The organism is Arthrobacter livingstonensis, assembly GCF_003219815.1.
In the GTDB taxonomy this organism is placed as follows: Bacteria; Actinomycetota; Actinomycetes; order Actinomycetales; family Micrococcaceae; genus Specibacter; species Specibacter livingstonensis.
Genome location: NZ_QJVD01000026.1, coordinates 32,218 through 48,208, shown reverse-complemented (window position 1 = coordinate 48,208; position 15,991 = coordinate 32,218). Strand labels below are relative to the sequence as shown.

Sequence of the window (15,991 nt, the reverse complement as noted above, 5' to 3'; positions counted from 1 at the left end):
GCCAAAGGGTTCAATGGAGGGAAGAACAACCGCACCGATGAGTGCCGCCACATCCTGTGTGGCGGGACCGTCCCCGTCGCCGGGGTCAAGAACCGGCTTGCTCATAACACAAATTATACGTGTTCTGTTATTGTTTTCGGATATATATCCGAAGATTTATTCTAATTATTTTTTCTGACTTGCTTGTCCCTGATTCCCGTCGCACGGCCCCTGGACACGACCCCGGGGAGTGAACGCCGGACACCGCCGGGACGCGGCCCGGGGAGTGAACGCGGGGGCCGCACCCACGGTTGGTGCGCGAGCGTTCAGCGAAACCACCCCTACGCTGATACGGCGTCCGGCATTTCACCGCCAACGGTGATATGGCGTTCTGGAATAACGCGCCAAAGGTGATACGGCGTCGGTGCAGGGGCTTGGCGGACCCAACCACTCGTGGCTCAGGCGGCTGCCGTTAAGCGCAGGGTCAGGATTTGGAACGGACGCAGGGCCACGCCGATGCGTCCGTCCGCGAAGGTGAGCGATCCGGCGTCGTACGGCTGCTCAAGGAGGTTGTTCTCCACCACGGCAGCAACCGGAAAAGACGCCGAAAGCGTCACCGAGGCCCGGGCTCCGAGCGGCTCGTACAGGCGGACAATCACGTCGCCGCTGCGGTCATCGGCCAGCTTCACGGCCTCGATCAGTGCAGCGGAGGAATCCGTGCTGACGAGGGGTTCGACGGCTGCGCCATCAGCCCTCGTGCCTCGCCACGGCAGATTCAGCGCGTACCCGGCTTCCACGGCGTCCTGCACCTCGGCGCCCACGACGAGCCCGTAAGTGAAGAAATGCCGGCCCTGGTCCGTCTCCGGGTCGGGGAAACGCGGGCCGCGCAGCAGCGACAGCCGCACCGTGGTGAAGCTTGAGCCGTTGCTCCCGGGGTGGCGGGAAACGTCGTGCCCGTAGGTGGAATCGTTGACGACCGCTGCGCCGAATCCGGGCTCGCCCACATGCACCCAGCGGTGCGCGCACACCTCAAATCGGGCGTTGTCCCACGAGGTGTTCTCATGCGTGGCGCGTTGGATATGGCCGTACTGCGTCTCGAAACGCGCGTGGTCGGCATGCAGGTCGAGCGGGAAGGCGGCCTTGAGCAGTGTCTCCTGCTCGTGCCAGTCAACGTCGTTGTAGATGATGATGGTCTTCGAATCCGGGGCGATGCGTACGCGTTGGGATATATGCGAATTGCGGAATGATCGCTCGATGGTGATCTCCGCCTGGCTGTCCAGCAGCGTGGCCTCGAGCGAATCGAGCTCGCGGATGTCCGTAACGGTGTTCTTGTAAAACTCGTCAATGTCCCACGCGTCCCACATGTTGGGGAAGTCGGCGTGCAGCTGCAGCACGTTGGCGCCCTGCCCGGCCGGCACCAGCTCGCGGTTCGCGGCTACGTCCACGATCGAGCTGATCACGCCGTCCGCGCCGAAGCGGACGCTGATGAGCCCGTTATGCACGACGACGTCTGCACCGTCCCGCTCCACCGTCACCTCCGATGTGGCCGGTTCCGGGACGCCCGCAGTCAGCGGGGCGATGCCGCGGCGGGGGTACGGGGAGGCGTTGAAGAGCGTGAGGTTCGCGAAGTCGACCTCCGAGGCTGGCCCAACGGGATCAACGAACGGCGCCAAGGCCTCCATTGCTTCGAAGATGAGCGCGTTGAGGTCGGCGGCAATTTCCGCATACCGTTCGGCGGCCTCGCGGTGCACCCAGGCAATGGAGGAACCGGGCAGGATGTCGTGGAACTGGTGAAGCAGCACCAGCTTCCAGATCCGGTCCAGCTCGTCGTACGGGTAGTCGAGGAGGCCGCGCGCTGCTGCCGTGGTGCTCCACAGCTCGGCCTCGCGCAGCAGGTGTTCGCTGCGGCGGTTGCCCTGCTTGGTCAGCGCCTGTGACGTATAAGTCCCGCGGTGCAGCTCCAAGTAAAGTTCGCCCTTCCACACGGGGGCGTTGGGGTATTCGGCTTCCGCGGCCGTGAAGAATTCAGTGGGCGAGGCAATGGTGACCTGCGCTGATCCTTCCAGGTTTTTGGTGCGGCGCGCCCGGGCCAACATTTCGCGCGTGGGCCCGCCGCCGCCGTCGCCCCAGCCAAACGGCACCAGCGAATGCGTCGCCGCGCCCTTGTCGCGGAAGTTGCTCACGGCGTGCGCCAGCTCCTGGCCGGACAGTTGCGAATTGTAGGTGTCCACAGGCGGGAAGTGCGTGAAAAGGCGGGTGCCGTCAATGCCTTCCCAGTTGAAGGTGTGGTGCGGGAACTTGTTGACGGTGTTCCAGGAGATCTTTTGCGTCAGGAACCACTTGGCGCCGGCCAGCTTCACAATCTGCGGGAGGGCGCCCGAGTAGCCAAAGGAGTCCGGGAGCCACACCTCCTGGCACTGCACGCCGAAGTTTTCGCGGAAGAACCTTTGGCCGTACGTGAACTGGCGGGCCATGGCCTCGGAACCAACCATGTTGGTGTCCGATTCGACCCACATGCCGCCCACCGGGATGAAGCGCCCTTCCGCCACGGCCTCCTTGACCTTGGCATACACCTCGGGGCGCTGCTCCTTGAGCCACTCATACTGCTGTGCGGAGGACATGGCGTACTTCAGCTCGGGATGGCTGGCCAGCAGATCCACCACATTGGAGGTGGTGCGGGCCACCTTCCGGACGGTCTCGCGCACGGGCCACAGCCAGGCCGAGTCAATGTGGGCGTGGCCGACGGCGCTGAGCTGGTGGGCGCTGGCGTGGGCCGGCCGGGCCAACACGTCTTCCAGCTCGGCCCTGGCCGCGGCGGCGGTGCCGGGCACATCCGTCAGGGACACGGCGTCGAGCGCACGTTCCAGGGCGTACAGGATGTCCCAGCGCCGCGGGTTCCCCAGGTCCAGTTCGGCCGCCAGCTGGTCCAGCACCTCCAGGTCCTGCACCAGTTCCCAGACGGAGGTGTTGAAAATGTTGATGTCCGCCCGGGCCATGGTGTAGCGCGGCTCCGGCCCGGCCGTGGATTTTTCGCCGAGCGGGCTCGGCACAAACGGGTTGTCCGTAAACACAAAGGGGTTGGCTGCCGCTTCGACGAAGAGGTCGATCTCCTCCCCGCCGCGTGCCTCCTCCACCACGGGAACCCAGGTGTTCAGGGGGTTCAGGGCCTTCACGGCCGTGCCGTCCGGGCGGTACACGAGCCCCTCGGCCTGAAATCCCGGCCACGACTGGCTGAAGCCCAAGTCCACCACCAGCTCCACCGTGTGGCCCGCAGCCTCCGGCGGGACCGTGCCCCTGACATGGATCCAGCTGGTTCCCCAGGCCGGGCCCCACGCCTGGCCGACGGCAAACGGCGTGTAGGAGGCACCGCCGTCGTGCTGGACGGTTTCCTGGTTGGTGCCCGGCCCGGCAAGCCCCAGCGCAACCGAAGGGGCAACGGGTTCGCCCGCGCCGCCCTCCACATGCCACGCCGCCAGCGCCAGCTGTGCCACGGGAGTGTGAATGGCGGGCTTGATCCGTTCCGCCAGGACCCGCTTGAGGCGGTTCTCGATCACGGCGTGCTTGTCATGCATGCGCGGGTTACCTTCCGGGAGCTGCTCAGGGGTTCACGGACTCTCAGTCTAGTGTCGGGGGCCTCAGCTGGTCCCGTACGCTCCCGCGCGCATTGGCAGGGGCGAGGCAGTTGTTCCCTAGAGTGGAACCATGAACTTTGCCACCGATGAATTCGCCGCCGTCCGCGAGCTGTTTGACACCATGGTCGACGCCGACCCCGCCTACAGCGCCCAGCTGGCCGTGTACCGCGACGGCGAGAAGGTGGTGGACCTGGTGGGCGGCCCGGAATCGTCCGCAGATTCCCTCACGGGCGTGTTCTCCTGCTCCAAGGGCGTGGCGGCGCTGGCCTTCAGCCTGCTGGTGCAGGATGGCCTTATCGACGTCGACGCCGCCGTGGCCGCGTACTGGCCCGAGTTTGGTGGTAACGGCAAGGGCGGCATCCTGGTCCGCGAGCTGCTTTCACACCAGGCCGGTCTCGTGGGCGTGCAGGGTGGCTTCGCCATGGAGGAGTACAACGATCTCCCCGCCGTCGCGGACCGGCTCGCGAACATGGCGCCGATGTGGCGTCCCGGCAGCGGCACCTTTGGCTACCACGCCCTGACCATGGGTGTTTTCCTGGAGGAGCTGTGCCGCCGGGTCACGGGCGAGCGCCTGCAGGACGTGTACAACCGGCGCATCCGCGAGCCCTATGCCGCGGACATGTTCCTGGGGCTGCCCGAATCTGAGGAGCCGCGCTTCCGTCCGGTCCTCTTTGCGGACGCTCCGGCGCCGGATTTCCTGGACCCCCACTCCATCGCGGGAGTTTCCGGCAATGTGCAGGCCGGCGACCTGCTGGGACTGCCCAACATCCGCAGCGTCCGCGCCGCCGGCAGTTGCAGCGGCGCCGGCGTGGGGTCGGCCGACGGCCTGGCCCGCGTCTATGCCGGTGCCATCACGGGCCTGGACGGGCTGCCCGCGTACCTGTCGCCGGAGACCATCGCCACCATGTCCCAGGAGCAGGTCTGGGGCCTGGACAGGGTCTTTTGCGACGCCAGCGCCTTCGCCATCACGTTCATGAAGTCCCACCCGCGCAAGGACTTTGGCAGTGCGCAGGCCTTTGGGCACGACGGCGCCAACGCGGCCCTGGGCTACGCCGACCCCCTCTACGGGGTTGGCTTTGGCTACGTGCCGGCATGGAGCGAGGAAGGCGGAACGGCCGGGCGGGCCATGCAGCTCAGCGCCGCGGTGCGCAGGGCGGTGCTCGCTTCGCGCTGAGGGAGGTGTCGTTTTCTCGAACTTTAACGACGGCGGAGGTCCGCCAGCGCGGATTCAACGGCCCGGTGGAAGGTGGGGTAGGCATAGATCATGGTCGCCAGCGTGGCCACCGGCACGCGGGCGTGGACGGCCAGGGCCAGCATGGACAGAACCTCCCCGCCCTTGGGTCCCACGGCGGCGGCGCCTACCAGGGTGCCGCTGTCCGCGTCCTCAACGACCTTGATGAGGCCCTCGGCTTCGTGGATCCAGCCGCGCGTGGATTCGGCCAGGTTCGTGGACCCGGTCCGAACGTTCAGCCCGGCATCGCGGGCCTGTTGTTCCGTCAGTCCGACGGCGCCAATCTCCGGATCGGTGAAGGTCACCCGTGGCACGGCGTGGGATTCGGTGGTTCCCCTGTCCGGCCGCTGGAAGTGCTGCCCCAGGATTCGCCCGGCCACAATGTTTGCGTGGTACATGGACATGTGGGTGAAGGCCCCGGCCCCGGCCGCGTCGCCAATCAGATAAAGGCCGTCCGCCAGTTGCAGGTGGCCGTCCACGGCGGGAGGGTTCCTGCCATCCCAGACGATGCCCGCGGCGTCCAGGGCCAGGGTGCCGAGCGTTGAGGAACGGCCGGCGGCGACCAAAAGCCTTTCCGCAGTCAACCGCGAAACCCGCTTGCCGCCGTCGGCCTCGGTGCCCGGGGAACTGGACAGCTCCACCGTGAAGCCGTCGCCGGAATGCGCCACGGACATGATGGACGTGTTGGTGAGTACGTCGATGCCCTCGCCGCGGAACACCCCGGCCAGCAGTTCGGACGCCTCCGGCTCCTCGCGCGGAACCAGGCGCGGTCCCCTCGCCACGACGGTGACGTGGGTGCCAAACCGGGCAAAGGCCTGTGCCAGTTCGGCGCCGATGGGACCGCCTCCCATCACGATGAGCGACGCCGGGGCGGCTTCCGCCTGCAGGGCCTCCCGGTTGGTCCACAGCGGTGTGCCCGCCAGGCCGGGGACGTCCGGCACTGCCGGGTTGGTGCCGGGATTGAGCACGACGGCGAGGCGCGCCGAGTAGCTGGCCTCACCGCCGTCGTTCCTTGCGACCGTGACCTGCCGCGGGCCGGTGAGCCGCCCGGTTCCCCGGACCAGCACCCCGCCCTTGTCGGTGAAGCGCTTGGCGGCAACGGCGTCGTCCCAGTTGTCGGTGGCCTCCTCGCGGATGCGCCGGGCCACCAGGGAAAAGTCAGGCACAACATCGGCTTGGCCGGCGAGCCCGGGCACGCGGCGCGCCTCGGCCAGCGCGTTCCCCGCCCGGATCATCATTTTGGACGGGATGCAGCCAAAATAGGGGCACTCCCCGCCCACCAGGCGCGATTCGACGCCCACCACACTGAGCCCGGCCGCAGCCAGCTCCCCGGCGACCGCCTCGCCGCCGGGGCCCATGCCGACCACGACGACATCGACCGTTTCGGTTGTTCCGGGCTCAGTCATGGCAACTCCCTACTTCGTGATTCCCTTGTCCTTCAGCCAGGCAGCTGCGGCGTCCTTCGGATCCATCTTCTGGGCGCCGCTGACCTCGGTGTTCAAGGCGATCAGGTCATCGGTGGTGAGCAGGCCGGAGACCTTGTTCAGGGCTGCCTTGGCCGCGTCGCTGACCTTGGCCGTCTTGACCAGCGGCACCACCTGCTGCGCCAGCCAGTTGTTCTTCGGGTCGGTCAGCACCACCAGCTTGTTTTCCGGGATGGCCGGCGACGTGGTGAAGATGTCCGCCACCTGGACGTCGTTGTTGAGCAGCGCCTTGACGGTCAACGGTCCTCCGCCGTCGCTGATGGGGGTGAACTTGGCCGGCACGCAGTTGTACTTCGCCTTCAGCCCGGGCAGGCCGTACGGCCGCGTCTTGAATTCCGGCGGGGCGCCCAGCGTGAGCGTGCTGCACACCTTGGCGAGATCGTCGAGGGTTTTCAGCTTGTACTTTGCGGCGGTTTCCGCGGTCACCACCATGGAGTCCTTGTCCTCGGCCTTGGCGGCGTCGAGGATTGACAGCCCGGAGGGGAGTGCGGCGGGCAAATCCTTGAGCACCTCTTCGGGCGTGGCGGCGGTCGTCTTGGGATCGAGGTAGCCCAACAGGTTCCCGGTGTAGTCCGGAACGATGTCGATGGAGCCGTCCTCCACGGCCTTGACGTAGACCTCACGGGCGCCAATGTTCAGTTTGGTGGTGGCCGTGACCCCGGCGGCGGTTAGCGCGCCGGCATAGATTTCGGCCACCGTGGCGCTTTCCGGGAAGTTGGCGGAGCCCACCACCACGGCTCCGGAGCCTGCCGAGCCGCCGGTGCTGGCCGTGTCGGTGGCGAGCGGACTGCCGCCACAGGCCGTGGCCGCCAACAGGACAGACAGTCCGGCTGCTGCACCCAATAGGGACCGGCGGGCGGTTCGGGAAAAGTTCGTCATGGTGTTCCTCCTGTGGTGCGGGCAGCGAATGGTTCACTGCCTGATGCCAATTGTTCACTGCCGGGGGCAATGTCTGCCGGAATGTGACGGGAAACTTGTAAACCTGGGGAGACGGCAAAGCGCTGCAACAACGCCAGCAGCCCGTCGATGACGATGGCCAGGACAGCAATGACGACGGCCCCGCCCAGCACCTGACCGTAGTCTTGCACGGCCAGCCCGTCAATGATGAACCGGCCCAGGCCGCCGAGGCTGATGAAGGCCACGACGGCGACCGTAGCCACCACCTGCAGCACGGCTGACCTGAATCCGCCCAGCATCACGGCCAGGCCGTTGGGCACCTCCACCCGGAGCAAGACCTGCCATTCGGTCATGCCCATGCTGCGGGCGGAGTCCACAATGCCCGGTTCGACGGCGGAGATCCCGGCATAGGTGCCCGTCAGGATGGGCGGCACGGCCAGCAGCACCAGCGCCCAAATGGCCGGCATGAGTGACAGCGTAGACGTGGCCATCAGCGCAAACAGGGTCATGATGCCCAGTGTTGGGAGTGCCCGGAGCAGCCCGGAGAGGGATACCACCACGACGCGTCCCTTGCCGGTGTGCCCCACGTAGAGTCCGACGGGCACGGCTATGACGAGGGAAATCAGCAGGACCAGGCCGGAATAACCCAGGTGCTCAATGATGCGCGCCGGGATGCCCGCGGCCCCCTGCCAGTTGGCCGGGTCCTTAAGCCATTGCAGCCCCTGGCCGAACGGGTTGGATGCGGAATAGTTGGTCGCGGCCAGGCTCATGCGGCCACCTCCGCCGTCGTGGTTGGACGTGTCCGCAGCCATGGAGTGAGCAAGCGCTGTAGCAGGACCAGCACTACGTCCATGAGCATGGCCAGCACCAGCGTGCCCACAATGCCCACGAGAATTTCGGTGGGGAAATTGCGCTGCAGCCCGTCAGTGAAGAAGAAGCCGAGGCTGGGGATTCCCAGCAGGGCGCCCACCGTCACCAGGGAGATGTTGCTGACGGAGATGACGCGCAGCCCGGCAAACAGCACGGGTACCGAGAGTGGCAGGTCAACGGCCAGAAAGCGCTGGAAGGGCTTGTAGCCCATGGCTGTGGCTGCCTGGCGGACACCGTCGTCGACTGAGTTCAGGGCGTCCAGGGTGGACCGGACCAACAGGGCCACGGCGTAGATGGTCAGCGCCACGACGATGTTGGCAAAGTCCAGAATTTTGGTGCCAAGGATGCCGGGCAGGATCACAAACAACGCCAGCGACGGGATCGTGTACAGCAGCGAGCCCACGGAGAGGATGAACGCGCCCAAACCTTTGTTCAGCCGGGCCAGCTGTGCCAGCGGAATGGCAATGATGACGCTGAGCACCAGGGGCACCACCGCCTGCACCAGGTGCGATCCGGTGAGTGAGAGGACCTGCGGCACGTTGGCCAGGAACCACTCCATCAGCGTTGGGTTTCAGGATTGTGTTGGGAAACCCTGGCGGCGTCGATGGCGGCCAGCACCTCGGGCGCCTTGACCACCCCGGCGACCCTGCCGCCGTCGTCCACGGCAACGCCCAGACCGGACGGCGAGGACAGCGCGGCATCCAGGGCATTGCGCAGGGAGTCGCCGGCATGGAACAGGGAGCCGCCGGGCAGCAGTGGTTCGCTGCTGCCCGGCGCCAGCCAGCCCAGCGGCCGGTTGCCGGCGTCAACGGCCAGCGCCCATCCGGCGGCGGTGGTGACACCGTCATCCAACGTCACGGACGGTGCGGGGTGGACGGGAACGCCCGTCCCGGCATGGAAGGAAAGATGGCGGAAGCCGCGGTCCCGGCCCACAAACGAGGCCACGAAGTCGTCCACCGGGGCGCGCAGGATCTCCTCCGGAGCCGCATACTGCGCCACGCGCCCTCCGGTGGCAAACACGGCCACCTTGTCCCCGAGCAACGTGGCCTCGTCAATGTCGTGCGTGACGAAGACGATGGTCTTTGCGAGGTCCCGCTGGAGCCGCAACAGCTCCTGCTGCAGCTCGGCGCGCACCACGGGGTCCACGGCGCTGAACGGTTCGTCCATGAGCAGCACGGGCGGATCTGCCGCGAGGGCACGGGCCACACCCACCCGCTGTTGCTGGCCGCCGGAGAGCTGGTTGGGGTATCGCTTGCCCATCGCCGAGGAGAGGCCCACCGTGTCCAGGAGCTCGGCGGCGCGGGCGCGGGCTTTTACGCGCGGCACCCGGTTCAGCCGCAGCACGGTGGTGACGTTGTCCATGACGGTGCGGTGCGGGAGCAGCCCGGCAGACTGCATGACGTACCCCATGGAACGGCGCAGCGCGGGGGCGGCAATCGTGCTGACATTGCGCCCGCCCACCGTGATGGTGCCGGATGTGGGCTCCACCATGCGGTTGATCATGCGCAGCGAAGTGGTCTTCCCGCAGCCGGAGGGTCCCACAAAGACGGTAATTTTTCCGGCGTCGATGCCCAGGTTCAGGTTTTCAACGGCGGGCTGCCCGCCCTGGTAGCTTTTCACCACGTTGTGGAATTCAATCATGGCGGTGCCAGCCTGGCCGTGGGACGGACTGGCGGGGACGGTGCTGGTGTCGGCGCTTGGTGAAACATCCGGCACGACCATTTGCGGGTCCTCACTGTTGGTGACATTAACCTGCTGTCCTCGATCATAGACAGGGTGATTTTGCCGAGTAAAGCAGCCTTTGGGCTGGTGGGAGCGAAAGCGGCGGATTCACGGGGCCGGTTTCGCTTAGCGCTTACCGGGGAGGGCGTGGCGGCATAGGCTGGCCCCATGGACACTCAAGACCAGGATTTCAGCACCGAGGGCAGCTACGTCACGGGCAGTGAATACACGCGGGACACGAATTACATTGAAACGCGGATCACCCGCGACGGCGCGGACGGCTACCCCGTGGAACCCGGACGCTACCGGTTGGTCGTGGCGCGGGCGTGCCCGTGGGCGCACCGGTCCACCATCGTGCGCCGGCTGCTGGGGTTGGAGGACGCCATTTCGATCGGGGTGTGCGGGCCCACGCACGACGCCCGCTCATGGACCTTTGACCTGGATCCGGGTGGTGTTGACCCGGTGCTGGGCATCGAACGGCTGCAGGACGCGTACTTCAAGCGGACGCCCAACTATCCGCGCGGCATCACCGTCCCCGCCGTCGTGGACGTGCCCTCCGGTGCCGTGGTGACGAACAACTTCCCGCAGATCACGCTGGACTTCTCCACGGAATGGGGTGTCTTTCACCGGGAGGGCGCACCGGCGTTGTACCCGGAGGCGCTCCGGGAGGAGATCGACACCGTCAACAAGAGGGTGTTCACGGAGGTCAACAACGGTGTTTACCGCTGCGGCTTTGCGGGCAGCCAGGAAGCCTACGACGCCGCGTACGACCGGCTCTTCACGGCGCTGGACTGGCTGGAGGGGCGTCTCGCCACGCAGCGCTACCTGGTGGGGGACACCATCACCGAGGCGGACGTCAGGCTGTTCACCACCCTGGTCCGCTTTGATGCCGTCTACCACGGGCACTTCAAGTGCAACCGGAACAAGCTCGTTGAGATGCCTGCCCTGTGGGCGTATGCGCGGGATCTCTATCAGACTCCCGGCTTTGGCGACACTGTGAACTTTGAACAGATCAAGAAGCACTACTACGTGGTCCACGAGGACCTGAACCCCACGCAGATCGTCCCCAAGGGGCCGGACACGTCCGGCTGGCTGACCCCGCATGGCCGCGAAGTGCTGGGCGGGCGCCCGTTTGGCGACGGAACAGCGCCCACGCGTGACGTGGACGCGTAGGGGCAGGTGGCTGGCCGCAACAGCCACCACGCGGCCCGTTGACGCGTAGCTGGTGCAGGCGGCGGCCCGACGTTTTTCCGTCCGGCTTTCCGGTCCTCGGCCGCGGGCGGCCTCCGGGCCTCCCTGACACCGGTCTACAAAAACACCGGCTCCGCCGCCTCGAGAGTACAGCTCTGGCGGGTTGGCGGGTCCTGAACTTGCCCAAAGTACAGCTCTGGCGACCTCCACGGGTGGAAGGTCGCCAGTGCTGTACTTTCGCCGGGCTGGATCGACGGCGCTAGACGGTGATCTTCAGTCCAGTGTTCCAGTTGAAGGTTTCGAACGCAGGGTTGGCTTGCAGCGTCATGATCAGGAACTGAAAGCCTTCCAGTTCGCGTGAACGCTTCAGCGGGCCGGCCGCGATGGGGCGCATGCCGCCGTCGGACACCAGTGACGCCACGGCGGCGGTTGCCTCCGCGTTGTCGCCGGCAAGGAAAGCATCCAGCGTCTGGCCGCCGATTTCACCGGCCACCAGGGTGGCGGCAAAGGTCGTGTTGAAGGCTTTCACCACGTTGGCGGGCGTCAGGGCAGCGATTTCCTCCGCGGCCGAAGAGCCCGGGGCGACCACAAGGGAGTCAAAGGTCTCGAAGTTGACGGGGTTGGTGATGTCGATGATGGTCTTGCCGGCCAGGGCGTCGCCGTAGGTGGACACCACTTCCCTGGCCGCGTCGAAGGGCAGGGCCATGACCACAATGCCGCCGGAGGGTGACTGCCCCAGCTTGCCGGAGGTGGTGTTGGCGCCAAGTTCGGCTGCCAGTGCGGCGGCCTTTGCCTCGTCGCGGTTGAGGATTTCCACGGGCCGTCCTGCTGCGACGGCGCGGGCGGCAATGCCGCGGGCCATATTGCCGGAGCCAATGATGGTGATGGTGCTCATGGTGTTCCTACTTTCCCAAAAAGGAGTTATTGGAGATTTTTACTTGAAGCTACAACTAAAGATAAGTCTGATTAGTTGAAGTGTCAAGCAAATCATTGAGCAGTCGGCCCGAACATGGAACCGTGGAATGATGTCTCCCATGAGTGAATTGCGGCCCCGCTGGTTGAGCGAAGAGGAGCGTGCCGCGTGGCTGGCATTGCTGTCCACCACAACACTGCTGCCGGGCGCGCTGGAGGGGCCGCTGCAGCAGGCGGCGAAGCTGTCCCTTTTTGACTACAACGTGCTGGCCATGCTGTCCGAGGCGTCGAGCCGCACGCTGCCCATGAGCGAACTCGCGGCGCGGACCAGCGCCTCCCTGTCCCGGCTCTCGCATGTGGTGAAGAAACTCCAGGGCCGCGGGCTGGTGGAGCGGGCCACGCATGCCGACGATGCCCGGGTCACCGCGGCCACCATCACGGCGGTGGGTGCAGAGCTGATCCGGGACCTGGCGCCGCTGCACGTGGAAACCGTCAGGGGACTGGTATTTGACCAGTTGGACCGGCGGGACGTGGCCGATCTGGCCCGCATTGGCCGCAAGATCGTGCGCGGCATGGATGCCGGGCACTGGATCCTGCGCACGCCTGCTCCGTGACGCTTCAAGTCCAATACGTCACAATTGTGTTCCCTATTGGCAAAAAATTCCACTAGGGTAGGTAAGGCTTGCTTAACTTGGGCGGGCGCATACCGGCTTACCGTAAGGAACAATTGTGGAGATTTCGCGTCGACAGGGCCTGAAGTTCGGACTCCTGGCAACCGTGGCGGCAGCCGGCATGACCCTGGCGGGGTGCTCCACCGGAGCGGTTGGCGCGGGCGGCACAACAGGCGCAGGCACGGACAACACCACCACGGACACCTTTCCGGTGACGGTCAAGCACAAGTTTGGCGAAACCGTCATCAAGTCCGCACCGCGGCGCCCGGCCACGGTGTCCTGGGTCAATGCCGACGTGGCCATTGCGCTGGGCGTGATTCCGGTAGGCATGCCCAAGGACGACTGGGGCGGCAACGCGCAGGGCTCCACCCCGTGGAAGGACGCCGCGCTGCAAAAGGCGGGCGCCGCCGTCGGCAGTGAAAAGGGCCCGGCGCAGTATTCGGAAGTGGACGGCGTGAACTTCACCGAGGTTGCCAAGACCAACCCGGACATCATCCTCGCCGCCTACTCGGGCCTGACGCAGGAGGATTACGACAAACTCAGCAAAATCGCCCCCGTCATCGCCTACCCGGAAGCCCCGTACGCGACCTCCTGGCAGGATTCCACCACCATGATCGGCGCCGCGCTCGGCAGGTCCCAGACCGCCAAGGACCTCATCGCCGCAACGGAGAAGACCATCACCGGGCAGGCCGAGAAGTACCCGCAAATCAAGGGCAAGACGTACATTTACGGCAATCTGGAACCCGACAAGAGCGACGGCGTGAACGTCTACCTCTCGGCCGACAACCGCCCCAAGTTCCTCACCAGCATCGGCATGGTGCTGGCCCCTGTGGTCGTCGAGGCCGAAAAGGGCAAGACCGGATTCTTCATCCCCTGGTCCGCCGAGAAGGCCAACCAGCTCGCCTCGCAGGTGTTTGTCAGCTGGGTCCCGGACGCCAAGACGAAGGACGCGATCGTGAAGGACCCCCTGCTGGGCCAGATCCCGGCCGTCAAGAAGGGCGCGTTCGTGGCGGACACCGACAACACACTTACCCTGGCGATCTCCGCCTCCTCCCCACTGAGCCTGCCCTGGGCGCTGGATGCGTTCCTGCCGGAGCTCGGCGCCGCAGCCAGCAAGGCCTAAGGACAGTTCCGCATGGGTGCACCCGCCCTGAAAATCCCAGTTGGAGGTACGACGCCGGCACCCGCCGGCGCGTCGCTCCCGCCTGCCGCCGGGGTGCTTGGCGCGCAAGGCGTCGGGGTGCCTGCCGCCGGGGTGCCTGCCGCCGGGGCGCCTGCCGCCGGGGTGCGTGGGGCCGGGGCGCCTGCCGCGATGGAAACCGCCGGAGGCGGCCCCCGTGCAAGCACCTCGATATCGGTCAGGCGCCGGGTCATCTGGCTCGTGGTGCTGGCCGCCGTGCTGGCGGCGGCCGCGCTCGCCTCGTTGGCGGTAGGCGCCCGCAACGTGCCGCTGCCCACCGTGCTGGACGCGCTGTTCCATTTTGATCCGGGCAACGGCGACCACGCCGTTGTCGCTTCCCGCGTGGTGCGCACCGTGGCCGGCCTGGTGGTGGGTGCCTCCCTGGGCCTGGCTGGCACGTCCATGCAGGGCGTTGCCCGCAACCCCCTGGCCGATCCCGGCATCCTCGGCGTGAATGCGGGTGCGTCGCTGGCCGTGGTGGCGGGCATCTTCTTCCTGGGCGTCTCCAGCGTCTCTTCATACCTCTGGTTTGCGTTTGCCGGAAGCGCCGTGGCCGCCGTCGTGGTGTATGCCGTGGCTAGTCTGGGCCGCAGCGGGGCAACCCCCGTGAAACTGGCGTTGGCAGGGGCCGCCATGGCAGCCGGCATGGGCTCGCTCATGAGCGCCATGCTCGTGACCAGCCAGGATTCGCTGGACCTGTTCCGCACGTGGCAGGTGGGTGCGCTCGCTGGAAAATCGTGGGACTCGGTCGATGCCGTGCTGCCGTTTGTCATCGTGGGCACCGTGATTTTGCTCGCCACCGGGAAGCTGCTGAACACCCTGGCCCTGGGCGACGACACCGCCCGCGGGCTTGGCCACCGCCCGGGCCTGGGCCGCGCGGTCTCCGCCGTGGGGATTGTGCTGCTGTGCGGCTCGGCCACCGCACTCGCCGGACCCATCGGCTTCATTGGGCTGGTGGTTCCGCACCTGCTGCGCGCGCTGGTGGGGCCCGACTACCGCTGGCTGCTGCCGATGTCACTGCTGGCTGCCCCCGCCATCCTGTTGCTGGCCGATGTCGCGGGCCGCGTCATCCTGCTCCCCGGCGAGGTTCCGGCCGGCATCCTCGCGGCCATGATGGGGGCGCCCGTGTTCATTGCCGTGGTGCGCCGTGGAAGGCAGGCTGAACTGTGAGCGTCCTTGAAAAGACCGAGGTGCCTGTCAACCCGGGCGGCGCCTGGGTGCGCGAGCAGCGCAGGGGGCCGCGCCGCCGTCGTGCCTGGATTACGGGTGCACTGGCCGCACTGGTTGCGGGGCTGCTGGCAGTGAACATCCTGCTGGGCAGCTACACCGTCACCATCCCCGACTTCCTGGGCATGCTGGGCGGTGAAACCATCCCCGGCGCCAGTTTCATCGTCATGGAAAACAAGCTTCCGCAGGCGGTGCTCGGCTTGCTGGCCGGGGCGTCGTTTGGCGTGGCCGGGGCCATCTTCCAATCCATGCTGCGCAACCCGCTGGCCAGCCCGGACATCATTGGCATCAGCTACGGGGCCAGTGCCACGGCCGTTGCGGCCATTGTGCTTTTTGGCGTCGGCGGGACAGGGGTGTCCGTGGCAGCCATGGCAGGTGCGCTCGCGGTGGCGCTGTTGATCACCTGGCTGGCGCGCGGTCGCGGCGGAACCGGGCTGATCCTCATTGGCATCGGGGCCGCTGCTTTTATGCAGGCCGCCGTCACCTTCCTGCTGTCCCGCGCCGATATCAGCAACGCCCAGGACATCCTGGTTTGGCTGACGGGTTCGCTGAACTCGGCCGACTGGAACAAGGTGGCCATTTTGGCAGTGGCCCTGGCGGTGCTGCTGCCGTTCGCCGGGCTTGGCGCCCGTGATCTGCGCGGGCTGGCGCTGGGCGAGGACACCGCCGCCGGGTTGGGCTTCAACGTGCCGCGGGCGCGCCTCCTGCTGACAGTGCTGGGCGTGTTGCTGGCAGCTCTGCCCACCGCGGCGGCCGGACCCATCTCCTTTGTCGCGTTTCTGTCGGGGCCCATCGCCAAGCGGCTCAACGCCGGGGCACCGTCGCTTCCGCTGGCCGCTTTGGTGGGTGCCGCCATTGTGCTGGCCGGCAATTTCGCGGCCGTCAATGCCATTCCCGGCACGTCCCTGCCCGTGGGCGTGGTGACCGGTGCGCTCGGTGCGCCGTTCCTGCTGTGGCTGCTTATTTCTTCCAATCGCACCAACCAAGGAGGCTGA

13 protein-coding genes are annotated in these 15,991 nt (G+C 66.7%); 6 read left to right on the top strand and 7 right to left on the bottom strand.

What is annotated here, in order from left to right:
* Nucleotides 1–437: 437 nt before the first annotated feature.
* A complete protein-coding gene (locus CVV68_RS18785) occupies nucleotides 438–3,551 on the bottom strand; it encodes an alpha-mannosidase (protein WP_110502527.1) in 3,114 nt (1,037 codons plus the stop codon).
* A gap of 130 nt (nucleotides 3,552–3,681) precedes the next feature.
* Here CVV68_RS18785 and CVV68_RS18780 point away from each other — a divergent pair, with 130 nt between their 5' ends.
* Nucleotides 3,682–4,785, top strand: coding sequence for a serine hydrolase domain-containing protein (locus tag CVV68_RS18780; RefSeq protein WP_110502526.1), 1,104 nt, complete (start codon nucleotides 3,682–3,684; stop codon nucleotides 4,783–4,785).
* Between the two features lie 23 nt (nucleotides 4,786–4,808).
* On the opposite strand, the gene CVV68_RS18775 is transcribed toward CVV68_RS18780, so the two are convergent.
* From CVV68_RS18775 to CVV68_RS18755, 5 genes are read right to left on the bottom strand one after another with little or no spacing between them, the layout of a single operon-like run.
* Nucleotides 4,809–6,248 carry a dihydrolipoyl dehydrogenase family protein gene (locus CVV68_RS18775; protein WP_110502525.1) on the bottom strand — a complete coding sequence of 480 codons (1,440 nt, stop codon included), beginning with the start codon at nucleotides 6,246–6,248 and terminating at the stop codon, nucleotides 4,809–4,811.
* A 9-nt stretch (nucleotides 6,249–6,257) separates the two neighbouring features.
* Nucleotides 6,258–7,205: an ABC transporter substrate-binding protein gene (locus CVV68_RS18770; RefSeq protein ID WP_110502524.1), complete on the bottom strand. Its 948-nt coding sequence runs from the start codon at nucleotides 7,203–7,205 to the stop codon at nucleotides 6,258–6,260.
* The gene (locus CVV68_RS18765; protein ID WP_110502534.1) at nucleotides 7,202–7,993 is read right to left on the bottom strand and encodes an ABC transporter permease; all 792 of its coding nucleotides are present in this window, start codon (nucleotides 7,991–7,993) and stop codon (nucleotides 7,202–7,204) included. Before CVV68_RS18765 ends, CVV68_RS18770 begins: the two co-directional genes overlap by 4 nt.
* Complete coding sequence (locus CVV68_RS18760; RefSeq protein ID WP_110502523.1) at nucleotides 7,990–8,652, bottom strand: ABC transporter permease; 663 nt, start codon at nucleotides 8,650–8,652, stop codon at nucleotides 7,990–7,992. Before CVV68_RS18760 ends, CVV68_RS18765 begins: the two co-directional genes overlap by 4 nt.
* Complete coding sequence (locus CVV68_RS18755) at nucleotides 8,652–9,734, bottom strand: ABC transporter ATP-binding protein (RefSeq protein WP_110502533.1); 1,083 nt, start codon at nucleotides 9,732–9,734, stop codon at nucleotides 8,652–8,654. The genes CVV68_RS18760 and CVV68_RS18755 overlap by 1 nt, the downstream gene beginning before the upstream one ends.
* A 249-nt stretch (nucleotides 9,735–9,983) precedes the next feature.
* Here CVV68_RS18755 and CVV68_RS18750 point away from each other — a divergent pair, with 249 nt between their 5' ends.
* Nucleotides 9,984–10,988, top strand: coding sequence for a glutathione S-transferase family protein (locus CVV68_RS18750; protein WP_110502522.1), 1,005 nt, complete (start codon nucleotides 9,984–9,986; stop codon nucleotides 10,986–10,988).
* 277 nt (nucleotides 10,989–11,265) lie between these two features.
* Here CVV68_RS18750 and CVV68_RS18745 read toward each other — a convergent pair whose 3' ends face one another.
* Nucleotides 11,266–11,901, bottom strand: coding sequence for an NADPH-dependent F420 reductase (locus CVV68_RS18745; protein ID WP_110502521.1), 636 nt, complete (start codon nucleotides 11,899–11,901; stop codon nucleotides 11,266–11,268).
* A gap of 130 nt (nucleotides 11,902–12,031) precedes the next feature.
* Between CVV68_RS18745 and CVV68_RS18740 the strand changes: the two genes are divergently transcribed.
* From CVV68_RS18740 to CVV68_RS18725, 4 genes are all read left to right on the top strand, one after another.
* A complete protein-coding gene (locus tag CVV68_RS18740) occupies nucleotides 12,032–12,532 on the top strand; it encodes a MarR family winged helix-turn-helix transcriptional regulator (RefSeq protein ID WP_438502657.1) in 501 nt (166 codons plus the stop codon).
* A 178-nt stretch (nucleotides 12,533–12,710) separates the two neighbouring features.
* On the top strand, nucleotides 12,711–13,712 hold the full coding sequence (locus CVV68_RS18735) for an ABC transporter substrate-binding protein (protein ID WP_110502532.1): 1,002 nt from the start codon (nucleotides 12,711–12,713) through the stop codon (nucleotides 13,710–13,712).
* Between the two features lie 189 nt (nucleotides 13,713–13,901).
* A complete protein-coding gene (locus CVV68_RS18730; protein WP_110502531.1) occupies nucleotides 13,902–14,939 on the top strand; it encodes a FecCD family ABC transporter permease in 1,038 nt (345 codons plus the stop codon).
* Nucleotides 14,936–15,991 carry a FecCD family ABC transporter permease gene (locus CVV68_RS18725; RefSeq protein WP_438502656.1) on the top strand — a complete coding sequence of 352 codons (1,056 nt, stop codon included), beginning with the start codon at nucleotides 14,936–14,938 and terminating at the stop codon, nucleotides 15,989–15,991. Before CVV68_RS18730 ends, CVV68_RS18725 begins: the two co-directional genes overlap by 4 nt.